This window comes from Corynebacterium sp. 212_CJEI, assembly GCF_001055915.1.
Taxonomy (GTDB): Bacteria; Actinomycetota; Actinomycetes; order Mycobacteriales; family Mycobacteriaceae; genus Corynebacterium; species Corynebacterium jeikeium_D.
Map to the genome: position 1 here is coordinate 1 of NZ_JVPT01000069.1, position 20173 is coordinate 20173.

General features: G+C 59.1%; 19 protein-coding genes. 12 read left to right on the forward strand and 7 right to left on the reverse strand.

The features are described 5' to 3' along the window. Positions 1-152 precede the first annotated feature (152 nt). The 4 genes from ADB02_RS08930 to metS all read left to right on the forward strand — a co-directional run bounded on the left by ADB02_RS08930 (position 153) and on the right by metS (position 5270). Complete coding sequence (locus tag ADB02_RS08930) at positions 153-1337, forward strand: IS256-like element IS3503 family transposase (RefSeq protein WP_011018353.1); 1185 nt, start codon at positions 153-155, stop codon at positions 1335-1337. A 680-nt stretch (positions 1338-2017) separates the two neighbouring features. Then, positions 2018-3190 carry an acyl-CoA dehydrogenase family protein gene (locus ADB02_RS08935; RefSeq protein ID WP_048759734.1) on the forward strand — a complete coding sequence of 391 codons (1173 nt, stop codon included), beginning with the start codon at positions 2018-2020 and terminating at the stop codon, positions 3188-3190. 296 nt (positions 3191-3486) lie between these two features. After that, the gene (locus ADB02_RS08940) at positions 3487-5097 is read left to right on the forward strand and encodes a sodium-dependent transporter (RefSeq protein ID WP_049190690.1); all 1611 of its coding nucleotides are present in this window, start codon (positions 3487-3489) and stop codon (positions 5095-5097) included. 5 nt (positions 5098-5102) lie between these two features. Continuing rightward, positions 5103-5270 carry a methionine/alanine import NSS transporter subunit MetS gene (gene metS, locus ADB02_RS08945; protein ID WP_048733989.1) on the forward strand — a complete coding sequence of 56 codons (168 nt, stop codon included), beginning with the start codon at positions 5103-5105 and terminating at the stop codon, positions 5268-5270. Positions 5271-5312: 42 nt separating this feature from the next. Here metS and ADB02_RS08950 read toward each other — a convergent pair whose 3' ends face one another. Next, a complete protein-coding gene (locus ADB02_RS08950) occupies positions 5313-6071 on the reverse strand; it encodes an enoyl-CoA hydratase-related protein (RefSeq protein WP_048733985.1) in 759 nt (252 codons plus the stop codon). 80 nt (positions 6072-6151) lie between these two features. On the opposite strand from ADB02_RS08950, the gene ADB02_RS08955 reads away from it, so the two are divergent. Further along, a complete protein-coding gene (locus ADB02_RS08955; RefSeq protein WP_049190692.1) occupies positions 6152-6700 on the forward strand; it encodes a GNAT family N-acetyltransferase in 549 nt (182 codons plus the stop codon). 160 nt (positions 6701-6860) lie between these two features. Beyond that, on the forward strand, positions 6861-8108 hold the full coding sequence (locus ADB02_RS08960; protein WP_241482448.1) for an HNH endonuclease signature motif containing protein: 1248 nt from the start codon (positions 6861-6863) through the stop codon (positions 8106-8108). A 41-nt stretch (positions 8109-8149) separates the two neighbouring features. Here the strand turns inward: ADB02_RS08960 and glyA are convergent, their stop codons facing one another. Next, positions 8150-9451, reverse strand: coding sequence for a serine hydroxymethyltransferase (gene glyA, locus ADB02_RS08965; RefSeq protein ID WP_005510713.1), 1302 nt, complete (start codon positions 9449-9451; stop codon positions 8150-8152). A gap of 150 nt (positions 9452-9601) precedes the next feature. Between glyA and coaA the strand changes: the two genes are divergently transcribed. Continuing rightward, positions 9602-10537 carry a type I pantothenate kinase gene (gene coaA, locus ADB02_RS08970; RefSeq protein WP_038626177.1) on the forward strand — a complete coding sequence of 312 codons (936 nt, stop codon included), beginning with the start codon at positions 9602-9604 and terminating at the stop codon, positions 10535-10537. Positions 10538-10567: 30 nt separating this feature from the next. On the opposite strand, the gene ADB02_RS08975 is transcribed toward coaA, so the two are convergent. From ADB02_RS08975 to mca, 4 genes are all read right to left on the reverse strand, one after another. Next, positions 10568-11353 (reverse strand): isoprenyl transferase, encoded by a 786-nt coding sequence (locus tag ADB02_RS08975; protein ID WP_016423188.1) that lies wholly within the window; start codon positions 11351-11353, stop codon positions 10568-10570. A 38-nt stretch (positions 11354-11391) separates the two neighbouring features. After that, entirely contained in the window at positions 11392-12483 is a 1092-nt protein-coding gene (locus ADB02_RS08980) for a 3-deoxy-7-phosphoheptulonate synthase (RefSeq protein ID WP_049190695.1), read from the reverse strand. Between the two features lie 313 nt (positions 12484-12796). Then, positions 12797-13081, reverse strand: coding sequence for a hypothetical protein (locus ADB02_RS08985; RefSeq protein WP_048733974.1), 285 nt, complete (start codon positions 13079-13081; stop codon positions 12797-12799). Positions 13082-13108: 27 nt separating this feature from the next. Beyond that, positions 13109-13963, reverse strand: coding sequence for a mycothiol conjugate amidase Mca (gene mca, locus ADB02_RS08990; RefSeq protein WP_049190700.1), 855 nt, complete (start codon positions 13961-13963; stop codon positions 13109-13111). Between the two features lie 261 nt (positions 13964-14224). On the opposite strand from mca, the gene ADB02_RS08995 reads away from it, so the two are divergent. Both ADB02_RS08995 and greA read left to right on the forward strand, forming a co-directional pair. Continuing rightward, entirely contained in the window at positions 14225-14692 is a 468-nt protein-coding gene (locus ADB02_RS08995; RefSeq protein WP_038626188.1) for a DUF4307 domain-containing protein, read from the forward strand. Between the two features lie 174 nt (positions 14693-14866). Next, positions 14867-15379 (forward strand): transcription elongation factor GreA, encoded by a 513-nt coding sequence (gene greA / locus ADB02_RS09000; RefSeq protein WP_048733968.1) that lies wholly within the window; start codon positions 14867-14869, stop codon positions 15377-15379. A gap of 248 nt (positions 15380-15627) precedes the next feature. Here the strand turns inward: greA and ADB02_RS09005 are convergent, their stop codons facing one another. Beyond that, positions 15628-16455 carry a Bax inhibitor-1/YccA family protein gene (locus ADB02_RS09005; RefSeq protein ID WP_048733966.1) on the reverse strand — a complete coding sequence of 276 codons (828 nt, stop codon included), beginning with the start codon at positions 16453-16455 and terminating at the stop codon, positions 15628-15630. A 235-nt stretch (positions 16456-16690) separates the two neighbouring features. On the opposite strand from ADB02_RS09005, the gene ADB02_RS09010 reads away from it, so the two are divergent. From ADB02_RS09010 to ADB02_RS09020, 3 genes are all read left to right on the forward strand, one after another. Next, positions 16691-17023: a hypothetical protein gene (locus tag ADB02_RS09010; protein ID WP_048733964.1), complete on the forward strand. Its 333-nt coding sequence runs from the start codon at positions 16691-16693 to the stop codon at positions 17021-17023. 71 nt (positions 17024-17094) lie between these two features. Further along, on the forward strand, positions 17095-18678 hold the full coding sequence (locus tag ADB02_RS09015; protein ID WP_049190697.1) for a succinic semialdehyde dehydrogenase: 1584 nt from the start codon (positions 17095-17097) through the stop codon (positions 18676-18678). 250 nt (positions 18679-18928) lie between these two features. Continuing rightward, on the forward strand, positions 18929-20146 hold the full coding sequence (locus ADB02_RS09020) for an IS481 family transposase (RefSeq protein WP_049190698.1): 1218 nt from the start codon (positions 18929-18931) through the stop codon (positions 20144-20146). The last annotated feature ends 27 nt before the right edge of the window (positions 20147-20173 follow it).

Consider the following 20173-nt stretch of genomic DNA (forward strand, 5'->3'; position numbering starts at 1 on the left):
GGGTTAAGTAAAGAAAAGTGTGTCCGCATGCCACCATAACCCCAGACCACACACCACAAATCACCAAAGAATAGCTCCCCGAAAGCTATTACCCACACCATCCCGCACCTCCGGCCACATTTGTGCTAACCGCACACCGGTTGGATTAAAGGATGACCACCAACCGCCCCAGCTGCCCACTATGCGGCAACAACACAAAGAAAAACGGCACCACCAGCAAATCAACCACCCGTTGGCGCTGCACCCACTGCGGACACTCCTTTACCCGCAACACCCAAACCCACAACAAAAACACCGCCACCATGGCTTTGTTCATCCAATGGGCCACCGGCACCCAATCTCTAACCACCTTCGCCGCACACCATGGCGTAACCAGGCAAACCATGCACCACCGATTCCGATGGTGCTGGTGGATCATCCCCACACCCACCATCGACTCATTCCGCATCCATGACCAAATCTTCCTCGACGCGACCTATCTAAAGTCCGGATGCCTCCTGATCGCAGCCAGTAAAACCCACGTCATCAACTGGACCTGGGCCAGACACGAAACCACCGCCGCCTACACCGAACTCCTACGCCCCATTGCCGCACCACTAATCGCAGTCACAGACGGCGGACAAGGTGCCCAATCAGCCATCCACCACTGCTGGCCAACAACACGCATCCAACGCTGCCTCGTCCACGCCCAACGAACAGTCCGCCGCCACACCACCAGCAACCCCCGCACCGATGCCGGCAAAACCCTCTACCGCCTAGCCCTGAAACTCACTCGCATCACCGACCTTGACCAAGCATCCACATGGGTCGCCCACCTGCACGAATTCGACCACACCTACCGGGAATGGATGAACGAGAAAACCACCATCAAAGACCCTGCTACCGGCGCCTACACCAAGGTCTACACCCACCAACGCGTCCGAGCGGCCTATCAATCATTGCTATCTCTGCACCGCAGAGACCTGCTGTTTACCTACCTGCAACCCCCACCAACAACCATCGACCCCGACAACCTTGCAGCAACAACAAACAGCCTCGAAGGTGGCATCAACGCCCCCATAAAAGAACTAGCCCGCAGACACCGCGGACTATCACTACCGCATCAACGCACAGTGATGGATTGGTGGCTGTATCTACATACAGAAGTCCCTGACGATCCGGTCAAGATCGCCAGGGACCAACGATGGGGTCAAGACGCACTTTCCACAGCAACAGACCTGATCACCCACAACACCACAGCCACTACCAATGACATCGGTGCACCAGCAGAATACGACACCGCCATCGACACCAGCTACCAACACAACCTCGGCATCCAAAAAGGCTGGATCAAATAACCGCAACACGCCCGGAAAAGACACACTTTTCTTTACTTAACCCCCGACTAGCGCCTAATCGCAGCAATAAAAAAAATGACGCGACCTGCTCGCTGTCCATTCCACAGGGACGGCGCACGGGTCGCGTCATTTTTTCGAGTGCAATTGGAGGTTGCTATGACTGCAGTGGAAGAAGCTCGGATAATCAAGGGAACCGGTCTCCACCTGATGCTCATACTAACGACCACCAGCACTAATGGAAATAAGAAAACGAGAATGTTTCGTTAATCACCCCCATGACGGCCATCTCAAACGCTTACACTCTCCACCCAAAGTCCCAGCGGCCCGACTGGCAGACATGACAAAAATAGCCATCCACCTGGCTTTGTAGGTTAGCATTACCTAATATTGCCGACCGTCGGCGATAGTCCGAATTCAATAGCAACCCCCAACCGCAACGGGGGTAGTTTTCCGGGAAGGCTGGGCGCAATATCCGTCGTCAAGCGATTCCACATCACCAATCGGGAAAAAACTTTTAAAAAAACAAGTGTCTCTCATCACACTCATGCATAATGGGGTACAACAGTCATAGTCACTATGACGATGAACCGAGGCCATCGCGTTTATCTGCAGCGTTTATCTGCGACGTACGAAAAGGCCTTAAGACAAAAATTCCACGACAATATTTCTAGGAGCATGTCATGAAGGACTTTCTGCCCCGTACTCACTTCGAAGAAGAGCACAACATGTTCCGCGACATGGTTCGCGGCTTCGTCGAGAAGGAAATCACCCCGAACGTAGAGCGCTGGCACAAGGAAGGCCAGCCGGATCGCGAGGTCTTCAAGAAGGCCGGCGAGCTCGGTCTGATTGGTATGTCCACTCCGGAGGCATACGGCGGCGGCGGAGAGATGGACTTCCGCTACAACCAGGTCCTGAACGAGGAGCTCTCCAACGCTGACTGTGGCTCCATCGTCGTTTCCTTCGGCGTTCTCAACGACCTGGTCGCTCCGTACCTGGCCAAGTTCGGTAACGAAGAGCAGAAGCAGAAGTACCTGGCTTCCATGAACGCCGGCGACACCATCGGCTGCCTCGCTATGACCGAGCCGGGCGCCGGTTCTGACCTGGCAGGTATGCGCACCTTCGCCAAGAAGGACGGCGACCACTACGTCCTCAACGGCACCAAGATCTTCATCTCCAACGGCATGATGGCCGACTTCGCTCTCGTCGCAGCTATCACCGACCCATCCAAGGGCCGCGCTGGCGTCTCCATGTTCATCGTCGACGCTGATCTCGAGGGCTTCACCAAGGCCGGCCCGCTGCAGAAGGTCGGCCTGAAGGCTCAGGACACCGCTGAGCTCAACTTCGACAACGTCCGCGTTCCGGCCGAGAACCTGCTCGGCGAAGAGGGCGCTGCCTTCGGCTACCTGCGCACCAACCTCGCTCACGAGCGCCTGACCCTGGCTTGCGGCTCTGTCGCAACTTCCCGCCGCGCCTGGACCCTGGCTTACAAGTACGCTCAGGAGCGCGAGGCATTCGGTCGCCCGATTATCCAGCACCAGGTCCACGGCCACTACCTGGCTGACATCGCCACCCGCGTCACCGCCCTGCAGGCTTTCGTTGACCAGGCCGTTATGGCCCACAACGCTGGCCAGCTGGACGAGACCGGTGCTTCCATGGCCAAGTACTGGACCACCGAGGAGCAGCAGGACATCGTTACCCGCTGCCTGCAGATGTTCGGCGGCTACGGCTTCATGCTCGAGTACCCAATCTCCACTCACTACCTCGACTCCAAGGTCCAGACCATTTACGGTGGCACCAACGAGATCATGAAGGAGATCATCTTCCGTCGTATCGCCAAGGGCGGCGCAGAGTAAACAGCGCACGTCGGCCTAGCCGATTCGCCCCCACACCCCGTCAGGTCTTCCTGGCGGGGTTTTTGCATACCTCAAAGTAGGTGGCTGGCGATTATTTACGAGGCTTGATTAGAGCTCCCTTCCCCCCGTGCCACACCCCCACTAAAAACATTACCCCCTACAAAACCGAAACTATACAATGAGATACCCATCTCATATACTAAGATTCTGTTAGGTAATGGTGATGCACTTCACCAAATTCCCTCCTAGGCCGCGCGAGCGCGTGACCGGAGATGAAGGATTGGAGTTCCAGAGGTATGAGCACAACCAACTCGACCGCTACCCCTCAGCGAAGGGAGGTGTTTTCCACCCGAGCAGCCTTCATTTTCGCCGCTATCGGCTCGGCAGTCGGGCTTGGAAACATCTGGCGTTTCCCCTATGTCGCGTATGACTCCGGCGGTGGCGCTTTCCTTATCCCCTACCTGGTCGCACTTCTGACCGCAGGTATCCCACTGCTCTTCCTCGACTTCGCCATCGGACACCGCTTCCGCGGGTCCGCACCGAAGTCGATGCGTCGCATCAAGCCCTGGGCTGAGCCAATTGGCTGGATTCAGGTCGGTATCGCCTTCTTCATTACCGTCTACTACGCCGTTATTATCGCGTGGTCCTTCATCTACGCCTGGAAGTCCATCCGCAAGAGCTGGGGCCCAGATGCCGAGACCCACTTCATGAAGGACTTCCTCCAAGTAGACACCGAGAGCGTCTTCTCTCTGGACTTCGTCCCCTCGATTTCCATCGTCCTGCTCATTGTCTGGGTACTCGTCATCGGCATTCTGGCCGCTGGTGTGGACAAGGGCATCGGCAAGGTCTCGATTATCTTCATCCCGCTGTTGACCATCCTCTTCGTCGCAGTGGTCATCTACTCCCTGACGCTCGACGGCGCTGCAAAGGGCCTGGATGCATTCTTCACCCCAGACTGGTCCGCACTGACTGACTCCAGCGTATGGATTGCCGCCTACGGCCAGATCTTCTTCTCCCTGTCCGTGGCCTTCGGCATTATGCTGACCTACGCCTCCTACCTGAAGCCACGCACGAACCTCACCGGTTCCGGCCTGGTCACCGCGTTCGCAAACTCCTCCTTCGAGGTTCTCGCCGGTATCGGCGTCTTCGCCACCCTGGGCTTCATGGCAGCGCAGTCGGGTCAGGCCGTTGACGAGGTCGCAACCTCCGGTATTGGTCTTGCCTTCATCGCATTCCCGACGGTCATCTCTGAGATGCCAAAGGTCATCGGTTCGGTCTTCGGGCTACTGTTCTTCCTCTCCCTGGCAATCGCCGGTGTGACCTCCCTGATGTCGCTGCTCGAGGTCGTCGTCTCCGCAGTAAAGGACAAGCTGAACCTCGGCCGCGTCCAGGCCACCCTCACCGTCGGTGGCGCCATGGCCGTCATCTCGCTGCTGGCCTTCCCGACCACCTCAGGTCTGGTAACCCTCGACATCGTAGATAAGTTCACCAACAACGTCGGTATCGTCCTGGTTGCACTGCTGACCATCATCGCAATCGACTGGATCCTGCGCCGCACCAACGAGTTCGCCATGCACCTCAACGCCGTGTCCTCGTTCAAGGTCGGCACCATGTGGCAGATCTTCGTCGGAAACATCACGCCGGTCATTCTCGCCGTCATCCTGTTCCAGGAGCTCATTGGACTTTTCCAGGAAAACTACGAAGGCTACTCCGACACCCAAATCGACATCTTTGGCTGGGGTGTCATCGGCGTGATTCTCATCGGCGCTCTGATTATGGCCATCCTGCCTTGGCGCGGCCAACACCGTCTCGATGGCCCTCCGGGCTCGGACTTCGGTGTGACGCCAGATTTCAAGCGGTCCTCACACCTGCCACGCAAGCACACTCCGGAAACCGAGGAGGTTTAAGCCAAATGTCCGGTATCGCAATTGTCATGATGGCACTGTTCATCATCGTCATCTGGGGCGGTCTGGCGGTCTCGCTGGTCAGCCTATCCAAGCACCCTGACGAGGTTTCCGGTGAGCTGGGAGATCACCCAGAACTCACCAGTGAAGTACTAGGAGCACAGGAAGAGCAGTAGTTCTTCACTACTACCTCTCCCCTGCCACTCCAGGTATCTGCCTTACTCACCTACGAAATGCGGTGGTCGCTTCTCCAAGAACGCGGCCACCGCTTCCTTATGGTCGGCCGAGACCGCCAAACGAGCCTGCGCGTCCGCCTCCGCCGCAGCGGCAGACAAGGTATCCCGGCGCAGCAGAGCCTTAATCTCCTTCAGCGCGGCCGTCGGCCCCGCCGCAAACTGGGCAGCCAACTCACGTGCCCGAGTCGCTGGATTATCCACCACTTCAGTGACCAGGCCGAGGCTCAGGGCTTCGTCGGCAAGCACCTTCTTATCGAAGAACAACAGCTCACGCGCCTTCGCGTCACTGACCATGCGCGGCAGCAGCGCCGACATGCCACAGTCCGTGGCCAGGCCAATCGACGGGAACGCCGCCTTGAACGACGCCTTCGGGCCCGCGATACGGAAATCACAGTGCAGCGCCAACGACCAGCCGGCACCCGCCGCAGCACCTTCGATAGCTGCAATAACCGGAACGTTAATCGCGGTCAGCTCCGCGACCATCGGGTTGTACTCCTCGACAACCTTGCCCATGCCGGCGCCGGACTGCAGGTCAGAAATGTGCTCCTTCAAATCCTGGCCCGTACAAAACGCCTTCGGCCCGCCGAGCAGGATAACAGCGCGCACATCCGGCTCCTGCGCACGCTCAAAAGCGGCTTTCAGCTCCAAGCGGAGATTCTTATCCAGGGAGTTATAGGCATCCGGGCGGTCGATGGTGATGGCTAGAATGCCGTCGGAAAAGTCTTGAGTAACGTTGCTCATAACCTCGCAGGTTATCGCAATCTCCCCCGCCTCGGACGCACTTTTGCACCAAATCACTCGCCGCGAGTAACAAGGGACACATGACACTTCCACGCCCCGCCACGCCTGACGACGTCCACGAGATCGTCGACCTCATCAAAGACCTGGCGGCCTACGAAAAAGAACCCGATGCCGTCCGACTGACCCCCGAGCGCCTGCGCGAACAGCTCTTCGGGGACAACCCTGCGATTTTCTGCCACGTCGTCGACTCCACATCCGGAAATTTGGACGACGGCGCCGGTGGCGGTGATGGCGGTGTTGGTGGCGGTGATGGCGGTGTTGGAGGCAGCCCGCGCCTCGACGGCATTGCACTGTGGTTCCTCAACTACTCCACCTGGGAAGGCACCCACGGCATCTACCTCGAAGACCTCTACGTCCGCCCCGAGGCACGCGGCACCGGCAAGGGCAAAGCACTGCTGCAGAACCTCGCGCGAATTGCCGTGGAGCGAGGCTACTCACGTGTCGAGTGGTGCGTCCTGAAGTGGAATCAACCCTCCATCGATTTCTACCGCTCCCTCGGCGCCTTCCCCATGGACGAATGGGACACCTTCCGCCTCACCGGCAGCGCCCTGCGTGACTTCGGGGCGTAACAGACGGCAGCGCGTGGTGCGGCGGTACGGCGGTGCAGCTGCGCTGCGTTTTGCGCGGTGAAAAGTCCGGATGTGGATAACTGCTAAACCAGCTGACTTATCCACAGCCTGCCCCCATAGGCGTTGTCCCCCCTACATCCGGACTTTTACCTTCAAAGGCATGACAGTTCTTGGGACGCTCGCCGCACTGGCCTCGCGCGGAATGGACACGCTGGCGGAACTCCACGCCGCGCGTCCCGACGGCCACGACGCCACCTCCCACTTGGCGGCAACCCTCGGCCTTGACCCGGCGCGCCTCCGGCTTTTGCTACGCGTCGCCGCCCACTATCTCCAACCCGCTGACACCGAGGAAAACACCAAAGCCCGCGAAGATGCCACCGCTCTGGCCCGCCGACTCGGGCTCAGCCTAGACACCTGCGTGCTTATCGACAAGCGCAGCCGCCAAGCCAACAACGCCGAACTCCACGACAACCTCCGCCTCACATTCGTCGCTGCCGCCGAACGCCTCGGCTTCGAAGAACTCGATCTCTACATGCGGGAAACTCTCACCGAGCTCAACACCGAAGACGAGCCACCCCAGCACCTACGCGCCCGATTTTCCCGGAAGGTAGACATCCGGGGAATGAAGCACTTCCACATCTCCGGTCCCTCGGACATGCTCGACAATCTCCTGTCGCCGCTTACCATCCGTGCCGCAGAAATCCGGAAGTCCCATCCGGAGTTTTCCCACGACCGCTGCGTCGGCCAAGCGCTTGCCGAGCGCCTCGAGCATGCCGATGCCGCAATGCCCGTCGATAAGCTCGATGAAATGCGCTACCAACCCGCCATCATCATCACCGCACAAGACCTCATCGACTACAGCCCGCGCTTCGCCGCCACCACCAACGGCTCCGCGCTCGCCCCCGACGTCTTCCTCAACGCCCTACTCGCCGACACCGGGTGGGCCGTGCTTTACGACGAACACAGCGCCATTACGGACTTATTTCCCATCGGCAACCCCCGCCTGGCGACTGAAGAGCAGCGCATCGCGATGCTCATCGACAACCCCATCTGCGCCTGGCCCGGCTGTGAACGCCCCGCCTATAGCGGACAAGCGCACCACCTAGTCGCCCACAAACACGGCGGCACAACCACGCTGGACAACCTCACCATGGTCTGCCGCGAACACAACGGGCTTAACGACGACGACCGGGAAGGACGCAACGGCCACCTCGAACGCATCCCCACATCCGGACATATTCGATGGCGCCCACCTGACAAGACTCGGCCGCCGCTGTTTAGCAACTCATTCGTGACATCAATGTCCGGGAGGTCCTACGCCGGATACCGGGCAGGCACGACGAAACAGCTCGGGCCGGAGCCACCACCTCCGGACCAAAACCCGGATGTACGGGAAAACCCGTCCTAGCGCACTGCTAGAACGGGTACTTGCGCTGCAAAAACGCAGAATTAGATGAGGTTCCAGTCCTCGATGCCGTCGTAAAGCGGGAATTCCTGAGCAATCTTCGAAACACGAGCACGCAGGGAGTCAACATCCGCATTCTTGCCGGCGGCGAGAGCAGTACCGATGACATCGGCGACCTCGGTGAAGGCCTTCTCGTCGAGACCACGGGTGGCCAGCGCCGGAGTACCGATACGAAGTCCGGATGTAACCATCGGAGGACGCGGGTCAAACGGAACAGCATTGCGGTTGACGGTAATGCCAACAGCGTGGAGCAGATCCTCGGCCTCCTGGCCGTTCATCTCAGAATTGCGCAGATCCGCCAGAACCAGGTGGACATCGGTGCCGCCAGTGAGAACATCGACGCCAGCCTCGGCGCAGTCGGAAGCGGTGAGACGCTCAGCCAGAATGCGGGCACCAGCGAGAGTGCGCTCCTGGCGCTCCTTGAACTCCTCGGTACCAGCAATCTTCAGCGCCACGGCCTTGCCGGCGATGGCGTGCATCAGCGGGCCACCCTGCTGCCCCGGGAAAACAGCGGAGTTCAGCTTCTTGGCGTACTCCTGCTTGGCCAAAATCATGCCCGAACGTGGACCACCGAGGGTTTTGTGAACGGTGGTCGACACAACGTCAGAATGCGGAACCGGCGACGGGTGCAGACCGGCGGCAACCAGGCCTGCGAAGTGCGCCATGTCCGTCCACAGCTTCGCACCGACCTCATCGGCGATGGAACGGAAAGCTTCGAAGTCGAGGTGGCGCGGGTACGCCGACCAACCTGCGATGAGAACATCCGGCTTTTCTGCGAGCGCCTGCTCACGCACCTTGTCCATATCGATCCGCATAGTGTCCTTGTCCACACCGTATGCGGCGACGTGGTAGAGCTTGCCGGAGAAGTTCAGCTTCATGCCGTGGGTCAGGTGACCGCCGTGTGCCAGGTCGAGGCCCATAATCTTGTCACCGGCGTTGATTAGCGCATGCAGAACGGCAGCGTTGGCCTGCGCACCTGCGTGTGGCTGAACGTTGGCGAACTCAGCGCCGAAGAGCTCCTTGGCGCGGTTGCGTGCCATGTCCTCGACGACGTCGACGTATTCGCAGCCACCGTAGTAACGACGGCCCGGGTAGCCTTCGGCGTACTTGTTGGTCAGAACCGAGCCCTGAGCTTGCAGCACTGCACGTGGAACAAAGTTCTCACTGGCAATCATTTCGAGCATGTCACGCTGACGAGAGAGCTCCCCTGCCATTGCCTCTGCGAGGTCGGGATCGAGTTCACGCAGCGATTGGTAGCGGACATCGTTATTGTTAGACCCGGTCATGAGTAGGTTTTCGACCTTTCAATGAAACTTCAATGCCACAGGCCATGCTAGCCCTTTATGGGGCAAACCACGAAAGCAGCACCATTCAGGTATGCCCCCTTTATTGACTCGTTTTCCGGTTTTCGGCACCCCCTTGGCACAATTGGAAGTATGACGCGCGCAACATCCCCCAGCCCGTACGTCGAGTTCAAACGCGAGCAGTGGCGCGAAATGCGCAAGAATATGCCTCTGGTGCTGACGGAAGAGGAAGCTGAACGACTTTCCGGTATCGGTGAAAACATCGACCTGGACGAAGTCGCCGAGGTCTATCTTCCGCTTTCTCGTCTGATTCACATGCGTGTGGCGGCGCATCGGGAGCTGAACGCCGTAACGTCGAACTTTCTTGGGGAAAATCCTTCGAAGGGGGCGTCGGTGCCGTTTATTATCGGCGTCGCGGGTTCGGTGGCGGTCGGCAAGTCAACGACGGCGCGTTTGCTGCAGGTCCTGCTCGAGCGCTGGGAGACTAATCCGCGGGTGGACTTGGTTACTACTGATGGCTTCCTCTATCCTTCTGAGGAATTGAATCGCCGTGGGATTATGCAGCGCAAGGGGTATCCGGAGTCGTATGATCAGCGTGCGTTGATGCGGTTTGTCACGGCGGTGAAGTCGGGGGCGCGGCATGTGAAGGCGCCGGTGTATTCGCACACGCTCTATGACCGGGTGCCGGATGAGTTCGTCGATGTCGATCGTCCGGACATTCTCATTCTCGAGGGGCTCAACGTTTTGCAGACGGGCCCGACGCTGATGATTTCCGATCTTTTCGATTTCAGTGTCTACGTCGATGCCCCGCGCGCGGACATCGAACGCTGGTACATTAATCGTTTCCTCAGTCTCCGCCAGACGGCGTTTCGCGCTCCGGGCGCGCACTTCGCGGATTACGCCACGCTTGACGACGAAGCTGCGGCCGAGGTGGCCCGACGCATTTGGCAGCAGGTGAACTTGCCGAACCTGACGGAAAATATTTTGCCCACTCGAGTGCGGGCGTCATTAGTTCTTACGAAGTCTCGGGACCACAAGGTTTCGAGGGTCCGGATGCGCAAACTCTAACATCCGGAAATTTTTCCGGATGTAGGGAGGTTATTTGCCGAAGCGGCGTGAGCGCTGCGAAAAGTCTCGAAGTGCGCGGAGGAAGTCGATGCGGCGGAATTCGGGCCAGTAGGTATCGGTGAACCAAATCTCGGAGTAGGCGGTTTGCCAGAGAAGGAAGCCGCTGAGCCGCTGTTCTCCGGAAGTGCGGATGACTAGATCGGGGTCCGGTTGTCCGGATGTGTAGAGGCGGCGAGAAATGGCATCGGTGGTGATGCGCTCCTCAAGCTCGGAAGCATCGATTCCCTCGGCGACTGATTCCCGGATGATTCTGCGTACTGCGTCGACGATTTCCTGCCGACCACCGTAGCCAACGGCGATGTTGACCTGGATGCCGGTGTTGTTCGCAGTGACTTCTTCGTCGTGGCGTAGCCGGGCGGTCATTCTTTCCGGAAGGAGCTCGAGGTGGCCGACCATGCGCAGGCGCACGTCGTTAGGCGATTGCGCCAATTCGTCGACGACGTCGGCGATGATGTCGAACAGTAACTCCAGCTCTTCGGGGTCGCGCCCGAGGTTTTCGGTGGAGAGCAGGTAGATGGTGACCAGCTCGATTTCCTGCTCGGCGCACCAGCCGACGAATTCTGCGATTTTGCGGGAGCCGACGCGGTGGCCGTGGCTTACGTCGGTGAAGCCAGCCTCCCTCGCCCAGCGGCGGTTGCCATCGGCCATGATGGCAACGTGCTTGGGGCGAGGTTTTCCTTCTAGCTCTTGGGCTAGTTTGCGCTCGTAGAGCGGATAGGCGATCCGCCGGAGTGAGGACGGCTGGTTTTCTTTCACATATGTAACCCTACCCAATGGGCACGGCCACTTTGTGCTTAGTCGCGTGCCTGCCGACGCTTCCGGACTTCTGTCGCAAGCGTACGCAGCAACCGGTCGGTGGTTTCCCAATCCATGCACGCATCGGTGACGGACTTGCCGTATACGAGGCCCTTACGACCATCGGTAATTTTTTGCGCGCCGGCTTCGAGGAAGGACTCCATCATGATGCCGGTGATGCGCTCGTCGCCGCCCCCGATGAGCTTGCCGAGCTCCTCAACGACCTCGGCCTGGCGCACCTCGGATTTTCCGGAATTGGCGTGGGAGGCGTCCACCATAATGCTGACGGTTTGCTCGGCCTTGTTCAGGCGCGCTTCGGCGTCGTTAAGCGATTCTTCGTCCCAGTTCGGGCCGGAGGTGCCACCGCGGAGGATGATGTGGCAGTTGTGGTTGCCGGCGGTTTCGACGACGGCGGCGCGGCCTTGGTCGTTCATGCCGAAGAAGAAGTGCGGGTTTGCTGCGGAGACCAGCGAGTCCACGGCGACCTGGACGTTGCCGTCGGTGCCGTTCTTGAAGCCGATGGGCACGGAAAGTCCGGAAGCGAGCTGACGGTGGACCTGCGACTCCGTGGTACGCGCACCGATCGCGCCCCAGGAGACGGCGTCGGAAATGTACTGCGGGCTGTTGGGTTCGAGGAATTCGGCGCCGGCGGGCAGGCCGGTGCGCAGGACCTCGATGAGTACCTCGCGGGCCATGTGCAAGCCCTTGTTGATCTTGAAGGAGCTATCCAGGTCGGGGTCGTTGATGAGTCCCTTCCAGCCGACGGTGGTGCGTGGCTTTTCGAAGTAGACGCGCATGACGACCAGTAGGTCCTCGTCGAGCTCATCGGCGGTGGCCTTCAGGCGGCGGGCGTAGTCGATGGCGGCCTCGGGGTCGTGGATGGAGCACGGGCCGACAACGACCAGCAGACGATCGTCTTCACGGGCGATGATGCGAGCGATGTCGAGTCGCGACTGCTCTACCTCGTTAACCAGGTTTGGGGTCAGTGGCTGTTTGGCCATGACCTCTTCTGGGGAGGGCAGGTCGTGGAAGGCTACGACGCGGCGGTTCGCGGTCGAGGCGGGGGCTTCGAGGGAAGTTGGAGGGGTCATCTGAGGTCTCTTTTCTCTGGGTGATTAGTTGCGCATTTTGGCTGTAGATACGACAAAAGGCAGCGCCCCGATTGGTTGGGGCTGCTGCCTTTGGCTCCGGTTGGTGGCGACGTGACGATTAGCCGCCGGCTGTGACTAGGTCGTCACTGCCTCCGGAGCCTTCGAAAAATAAAATCGCCACATACGCATGTGCTTGACTGTAGCGCACTGCCTAGAATCCCGCAATTCGAACTCCAAATCCCGCCACATGGGAAACAATCAGGGGTGCACACATTGCCCGTCGTCAAGCGGCGCGCACATGCCTTGACGCTAACTACTCCGCTTCACGACGCTGCTCTGCTGCAGCCATCGCTTTATCCACGGCCTCGGAATCAAAGGGATCCATACCGTGCGCCTCGGCAAACTTCCGGCGGGCGGCCATGCGCTTCGCGCGCCGCGAGAGATCCCAGCCGAGAGCCAGGATGACGATGAGCAAAACGACAATGATGAGCAGGCCAATAGGAGAGGCCTTACCGAAGTCAGCACCCCGCGGACCAGTGGGGTTCTGCGCCAGGAAAATTGTCGTGCGAGCCGCCAAGGCGTCGAAGCTTTCAATCATGAGTTCCAGCTTAGCGTTAATTCCGGACTATTCCGCGTCGGGGTCGATACCGGCGAAGAGATCGGTCTCTGGCAGCTCGGTCTGCACGCGAGTGCGGGCGAGCTCAAACTCTTCGGTCGGCCAAACGCGCTGCTGAATGTCTACTGGCACGGCGAAGAATGGCCCGTTCGGATCGATCTGCGTGGCGTGCGCCAGCAGCGCCTGATCCCGCTGCTGGAAGTAATCGCCGCACTCAACCTGCGTGGTCACGCGGGTCATGATGTCGCCAGGAGTCTTAGTCCAGCGGCGGAAGGACTCGGCCAGTGGACTTTCCAAGCCGTTGTCGCGGTAGTAGTTATCCAGCGCGATGAGGCGCGCCTTGATAAAACCGTGGGTGTAGTAGAGCTTGGAAATCTCCCATGGTTCACCGAGCTCGGGGTACTTATCCGTTCCGGACTCCAGCCAAGCGCGCATGGACACGATATGGGTCATGATGTGGTCCGGGTGCGGGTAACCACCGTTTTCGTCGTAAGTAATAACGACGTGCGGACGGAACTCGCGGATTGCCCGAATGAGAGGCTTGGTCGCATCCTCGACCGATTGGCGCGCAAACACACCGTGCGACAGCACCGGCACCGGGTTCCCCGCAGGCAGACCGGAGTCGGTAAAGCCGAGCCACTCATGTTCAACGCCGAGGATCTCAGCGGCTGCAGCCATTTCGTGAACGCGCACCGCGGCGATATTCTCCCGCACCTCCGGCCGATCCATCGCCGGGTTGAGAATGCTACCAGCCTCACCGCCGGTGCAGGTCACCACTTTGACGCGATGCCCTTCCGCCGCATATCGGGCCATCGTTGCGGCGCCCTTGCTCGATTCGTCATCAGGATGAGCGTGAATTGCCATCAGACGAAGTGTCAATTGAAGTCACTCCCGCTACTATCTCAGTCCATGTTTTCTGGCCAAGGCCGGAGCCCTTCGACCGCAACGATGCTACTCCAGCACCGTTTCAATACCGCCCCACTATAGCGCTGCACCATCATATGACCACGCAGCATCGCTACTCGGCGGAACGACATAGCAGCAGGACACCGCGCCACACCAGAAAGATTGTTTAACTGTCAACATTTTACCACGTCGACTGAGAACTCCGATAGGCTAAAAAGCATGGCTGAAAGTTCGGAGCGAAACACCCGAAATACCGCAGCGCCTAACGAGCAGCGCGAGCGCTATGGGGACAACAGTCGCACTCTCCCCGCAAAATTGGTTGTCATCGCTATTGTTGGCATGCTCGTCATCGCCGGCGCATACATCTTCGTTCAGATGAACCGCGTCTCCGCCCCGGATGTCTCTGCAACGCAAGCGGGCTGGAGCCGCACTCCAGGTAAGGAAGATGAGCAGTTCATCTTCACCCTGGACGTCACCCGCGAAAAGCCGGAGCTGGATAGCTACTGCATTATCTATGCGCTGAACTATGACGTGGCAGAGGTCGGGCGTCGCGACGTATTCATTCCGGGCGGCGGCCCCGCTACGGTGCGTATGGACGTCCCCATTGCCACCCGCGAGCTGGCCGTCGCAGGCGATGTCTACGGCTGCTCCACCGACATTCCGGAGTTCCTCGCACCTGCGAAGTAACCTCCTTTCGCAACTGAGGATTATGCGCTTCCACGGCACATCGTAAAGCGTGCGCAACAACACTCCGATGCGCCTGTTATTGCCATGTGGCGTGACAGTGCTATCCTGTGACGCAGCCGACGGCCCCACGCGGGGCCGCTTTTGTATTAAATAGCCAAAAACACAGGAGGAACCATGACTGAGGCAAAGAACAATAGCCCATGGCTCACCCAGGAGTCCTACGACAAGCTCAAGGCCGAGCTTGAGGCGCTATATGAAAACCGCCCGGTCATCGCCGCCGAGATTAACGAGCGCCGCGAAGAGGGCGACTTGAAGGAAAACGCCGGCTACGATGCCGCTCGTGAGCAGCAGGGACAGGAAGAGGCACGCATCCGCTACCTCGAAGACCTGCTCCAGCGCGCCACCGTCGGCGAGATTCCGCAGGAGTCCGGTGTGGCTCTGGTCGGCACCGTGGTCCACGTCTACTACGACGGCGACGAAGACGACACCGAGACCTTCCTCATCGGTACCCGTGGCGCTGACTCCTCCAACCCGAACCTGGAGACCTACTCCACCGATTCCCCGCTGGGCAAGGCTCTGGTCGGCGCTAAGGAGGGCGAGACCCGCACTTACGCTTCCCCGAGCGGCGACGAAGTGTCTGTCACTGTGGTCAAGGCTGAGCCGTACGACCCGGAGATGGACGCCTAAGCGCTCCCGGCGTTAGACCGCCTCAACCCAGGCGGCAACTTCGGGCCACAGTGCCCGATTCTTGGACCGATAGAAGCCCATATGGCCTATCGGTCCATTTTTTGTGCCCTCTCCCGCTTCAATAACGCGCTTTACGACGTCACACTGAACAGCCTGATCGGTCAATATGTCGACTGCCAACAACAAAGCGCCGGCCACCCGTAATAACGGGCTAACCGGCGCTTGTGCGTTAGTTAGTTTTCTAGCGTTTAGTCCCTGAAGTAGGACAGCAGACGCAGAATCTCGGTGTAGAGCCAGACCAGGGTCACAGCCAGGCCGAGGGCGACACCCCAGGCGTACTGAGCCGGAGCGCCAGCGCGGACCAGGCGGTCAGCCTGATCGAAGTCAATCAGGAAGCTGAAGGCTGCCAGGCCGATGCAGACCAGCGAGAAGATGATCGACAGCATGCCGCCGTCACGCAGCGGGAAGCCCAGGCCGAACAGGGAGAGCACCAGGTTGCCCAGCATGAGGACCAGGACACCAATCAGAGCCGCACTCATAAAACGGGTGAACTTCGGGGTCACGCGGATAGCGCCCGACTTGTAGACGAAGAGCATACCGATGAAGACACCCAGGGTGGCCAGCACTGCCTGCATAATCAGCGCACCTGCGGCAACGCCCTGAATTGGAGCGGTGAACATGAAGCTGATGCCACCGACGAAGAGCCCCTCGAAGGCCGCGTAGGTGAGGGTAACCGGCGCGGAGCCGTACTTCTTGCCGAAGGTGGACACCAAAACAGTAATCAGACCACCGATGGCGCCGACAATGGTCAGAATCATGGCCAGGCTGGTGGAGACACTGACGGCAATGAAGAAATTGACCGCAGCCAAAACGATGATGGTTGCCAGCGTGATGCCGGTCTTGGAAACGACATCGTCGACCGTCATCGGACGGTAGTCGGCGGCAACCTGCGACTGGTACGGGTTATCCCCGTAGCCAGCGCCCATCTGACCTTGGCCGTAGTGATGTGCGCCCGCCTGTCCGCGGGCGACGGTCTTAGTAAGTGAACTGAATGCAGGATTGCTGCTTTCGCGCACGTCGTCCTTCTTTCTTTTCTCAGTTTTTCTTACGTTTTGTATTCAGGCACACGCGCTTACGTTTGCCTACACTTTCTACAACGGGCGATGTAAAGGTATTGTTCCCAACCCTGAAAAACAGTTAGTATCAAGGTAATTCCTCGCCTGCTGGCGGTGATTTTGTAATCGCGGAAAAACTCACAGTCGCCAGGCGTGGGCACCACATGAGTGATTATGAAACAGGAGGTTGGTCAAGATGTCTGATGGCCTTGACTACGATCCGGATACCACTGGTGATTTCGACGAGACCACGCTCGATGGCTCAGAGGGACTCGATGGCGACTTCCTCACCGGTGATGGCGAGAATTATGTAATGGATCCGCCGGACCGCTGGCGGGGCGCTTCTCCGCATGACACTCTCGGCAAGCGGTTGGCCGAGGAAAAGCCGGACATCGACGTCGACGACGATCTGGATGATGACCCGGAGATGCGCTACGGCGATGTCGACGGCCACGAACCGTTCGAGTTCGGCAACGATGGCCCGCGCGACCCGGACCGCAACCGTCGGATGGGCTGGACTACTTACTAAAGTTTTCTAAGTTTTTGTAGTTTTGCCAAATTTACTATCTCGGGGCGCCGCGCAACAGTAGTATCTGTGCCATGACAGCATCTACTGCTACGACAAACCGAACTACCATCCGCAATCCGCTTAACGACGAGCTCGTTGCCCGCCTTCTTCAGCGCGTCACGGTAGCTGATAAGTCGAAGACCGCCACTATCTCGGCACCATTTACCGGCCAGGAGCTGGCGCAGATTCCTGTCGGTACCCAGGCCGATGTCGACGAGGCCTTCAAGCGTGCCCGTGCCGCGCAGAAGAAGTGGGCCCGCATGGCGCCGGAAAAGCGCGGCGAAGTGCTGCACCACTTCCACGACCTGCTCTTTACCCACTGCGACCAGGTGCTGGACCTGCTGCAGGCCGAGACCGGTAAAAACCGCGCCAGTGCCCACGAGGAGCTCGTACACACCGCTATCACCGCCCGCTACTACGGCAATCAGGGCCCGAAACTGCTTGAGCCGAAGCGAGCACACGGCGCGGTCCCGGTACTTTCCAAGACCACCGTCTACCACCACCCAAAGGGCGTCGTCGGTGTGATTGCTCCGTGGAACTACCCACTGACCCTCGCGGTTTCCGATGCGCTGGCTGCACTGATGGCCGGTAACGCCATCGTGCTCAAGCCGGACAGCACCACTCCGTTTACTGCTCTCTTCGCTGTCGATTTGCTCTACCGCGCTGGCCTTCCGGAGGATCTCTTCCAGGTCATTCCAGGTCCCGGTCGCGTTGTCGGCCAGGGCATTGTCGGCCAGTGTGACTTCCTGATGTTCACCGGCTCCTCCGAGACCGGCCGCTCGCTGGCGCAGCAGTGCGGCGAGCGCCTGATTAGTTTCTCCGCGGAGCTCGGCGGCAAGAACCCGTTGATTGTCGCCGAAGATGCCAACATCAACCGCGCGGTCGAGGGCGCACGCATCGGCTGTTTCACCAACTCCGGTCACCTGTGCGTGTCCATTGAGCGAATCTATGTCGTGGACTCCGTCTGGGACGAATTCGTCCCGGCATTCACCGACCGCGTGAAGGCAATGTCCATCGGCGCTGGCTACGAATGGGAAACCGAGATGGGCTGTCTGCAGTCGCAGGGCCAGTTCGACATCGTCAAGTCCATGGTCGACGAGGCCATCGAGGCCGGCGCCACCGTGCTGGCCGGCGGTCGTCCTCGCCCGGATCTGGGACCGCTGTTCTACGAACCGACCGTGCTTACCGACGTCCCGGAGGGCGTCGCCCTGCTGACCGAAGAGGTATTCGGCCCGGTGGTAGTCCTCCAGCGTGTCTCGGATGTCCACGAGGCTATCGCCAAGTCCAACGATTCCCGTTATGGCCTCAACGCTTCGCTGTGGACCTCCCCGCGTCGCGCAAAGGAGCTGGCTCCACAGCTTGAGGCCGGCACTGTCAATGTCAACGATGGTTTTGCTGCGGCCTTCGCGTCTGTCGATGCCCCGATGGGTGGTTTCAAGGATTCGGGTGTGGGCCGTCGTCAAGCAGCGGGCGGCCTGCTGAAGTACACCGATGAGCAGACAGTGACCGTGCAGCGTCTTTCCCCGGTGTCGATGCCGCAGATGCCGCGTGAGCTGTACTCGAAGGTGTTCAACACGGCACTTGTCCTCGGCAAGAAGTTCAACGTCCTGCCGTAATCCGCATGTAGCGCGCACAAATAGCAAAAGGCCAGGTCAGAAAACTCTCTGACCTGGCCTTTTGGTGCCCCCAGTGGTGTCTGGTTCGGTGACATCGTTCCGCATGTCTCATGAGATCGTTCCGGTGCCGAGAACCATCATGTCTCGTCACATCGTTCCGGCGAGAAACGATGTGCCCGGCAACACACCACAGTTGCCCCAAACACGCCGAAACTGATGTCTCGCGACATCGTTCCTCCATGCTGAAACCATGGAGAAACCAGCTCCGAAAATCATCATCGAAACCATGCTCGCCACCGGCATGACCCAAACCGAAGCAGCCCAACACTTCGGAGTGACAACGCGTTGGATCCGAACATTACAAAAGCGCTACACCGAAGGCGGCATCGAGGCACTGACCCCTAAATCAAAACGCCCTCATACAAATCCACGCGCTACCGCCCCGGACGTAGTCGACCGCATCCTCCAATTACGCTACGAACTAACCAACCGCGGCACCGACGCGGGAGCCCACACCATCCGCTGGCACCTCGAGCAAGAAGACACAACCCCACTGCCAGCAACAGCAACGATCCATCGCATCCTCAAAAACAACGGACACATCACACCCCAACCACAAAAACGTCCCCGCAGCTCATGGATACGATTCCAAGCAGACCAACCCAACGAAACATGGCAAATGGACTACAGCGACTGGACCATCGCAGGCCACCAACGCGTCGTCATCCTTACAATCCTCGACGACCACTCACGCTATGTACTTCACTGCCAAGCCTTTAACAGCGCAACCGTTACCCACGTCATCGAAGCCTTCACCTACACAGCCACCATCCACGGTTACCCACAATCAACCCTGACCGACAACGGACGAGCATTCACAACCAGCAACGACCGCACCAACCCAGCACGCAATGGCTTCGAACAACTCCTCCTAGACCTAGGAATTGAACAGAAAAACGGCAAACCCTACCACCCGCAAACCCAAGGGAAAGTTGAACGATTCCACTACACACTCAAACTGGCACTACGTAACAGACCCCAAGCTAGAGACATCGACAACCTCAACGAACAACTCGATGACATCATCGACTACTACAACAACAAACGCCCCCACCGAGCACTCAACCGATGTACCCCTGCGGAGGCTTACAACGCTTTACCCAAAGCGCACCCCCGCCCAGGAAACAAGACTCATGACTACCGCCTGCGCACCGACAAAGTCGCCAAAAACGGCAAAACGACACTGCGGTGGGGCGGACAACTCAGACGCCTCTATATCGGACGCCGATGGGCCGGAGAGCCCATCACCATCATGTGCGTAGACAACACAGCAGACATCAAAATCACCGCCACGGGGCAACACATAGCCCACTACACACTGACCTCAGACAAGATCTACTACAACCAAAAAGACAACGAACTAAACCCCACCCCGGGCAACAAAAATAAAGGAAGCCTCGAGACATAACCGGAACAATGTCTCGAGACTTCACAT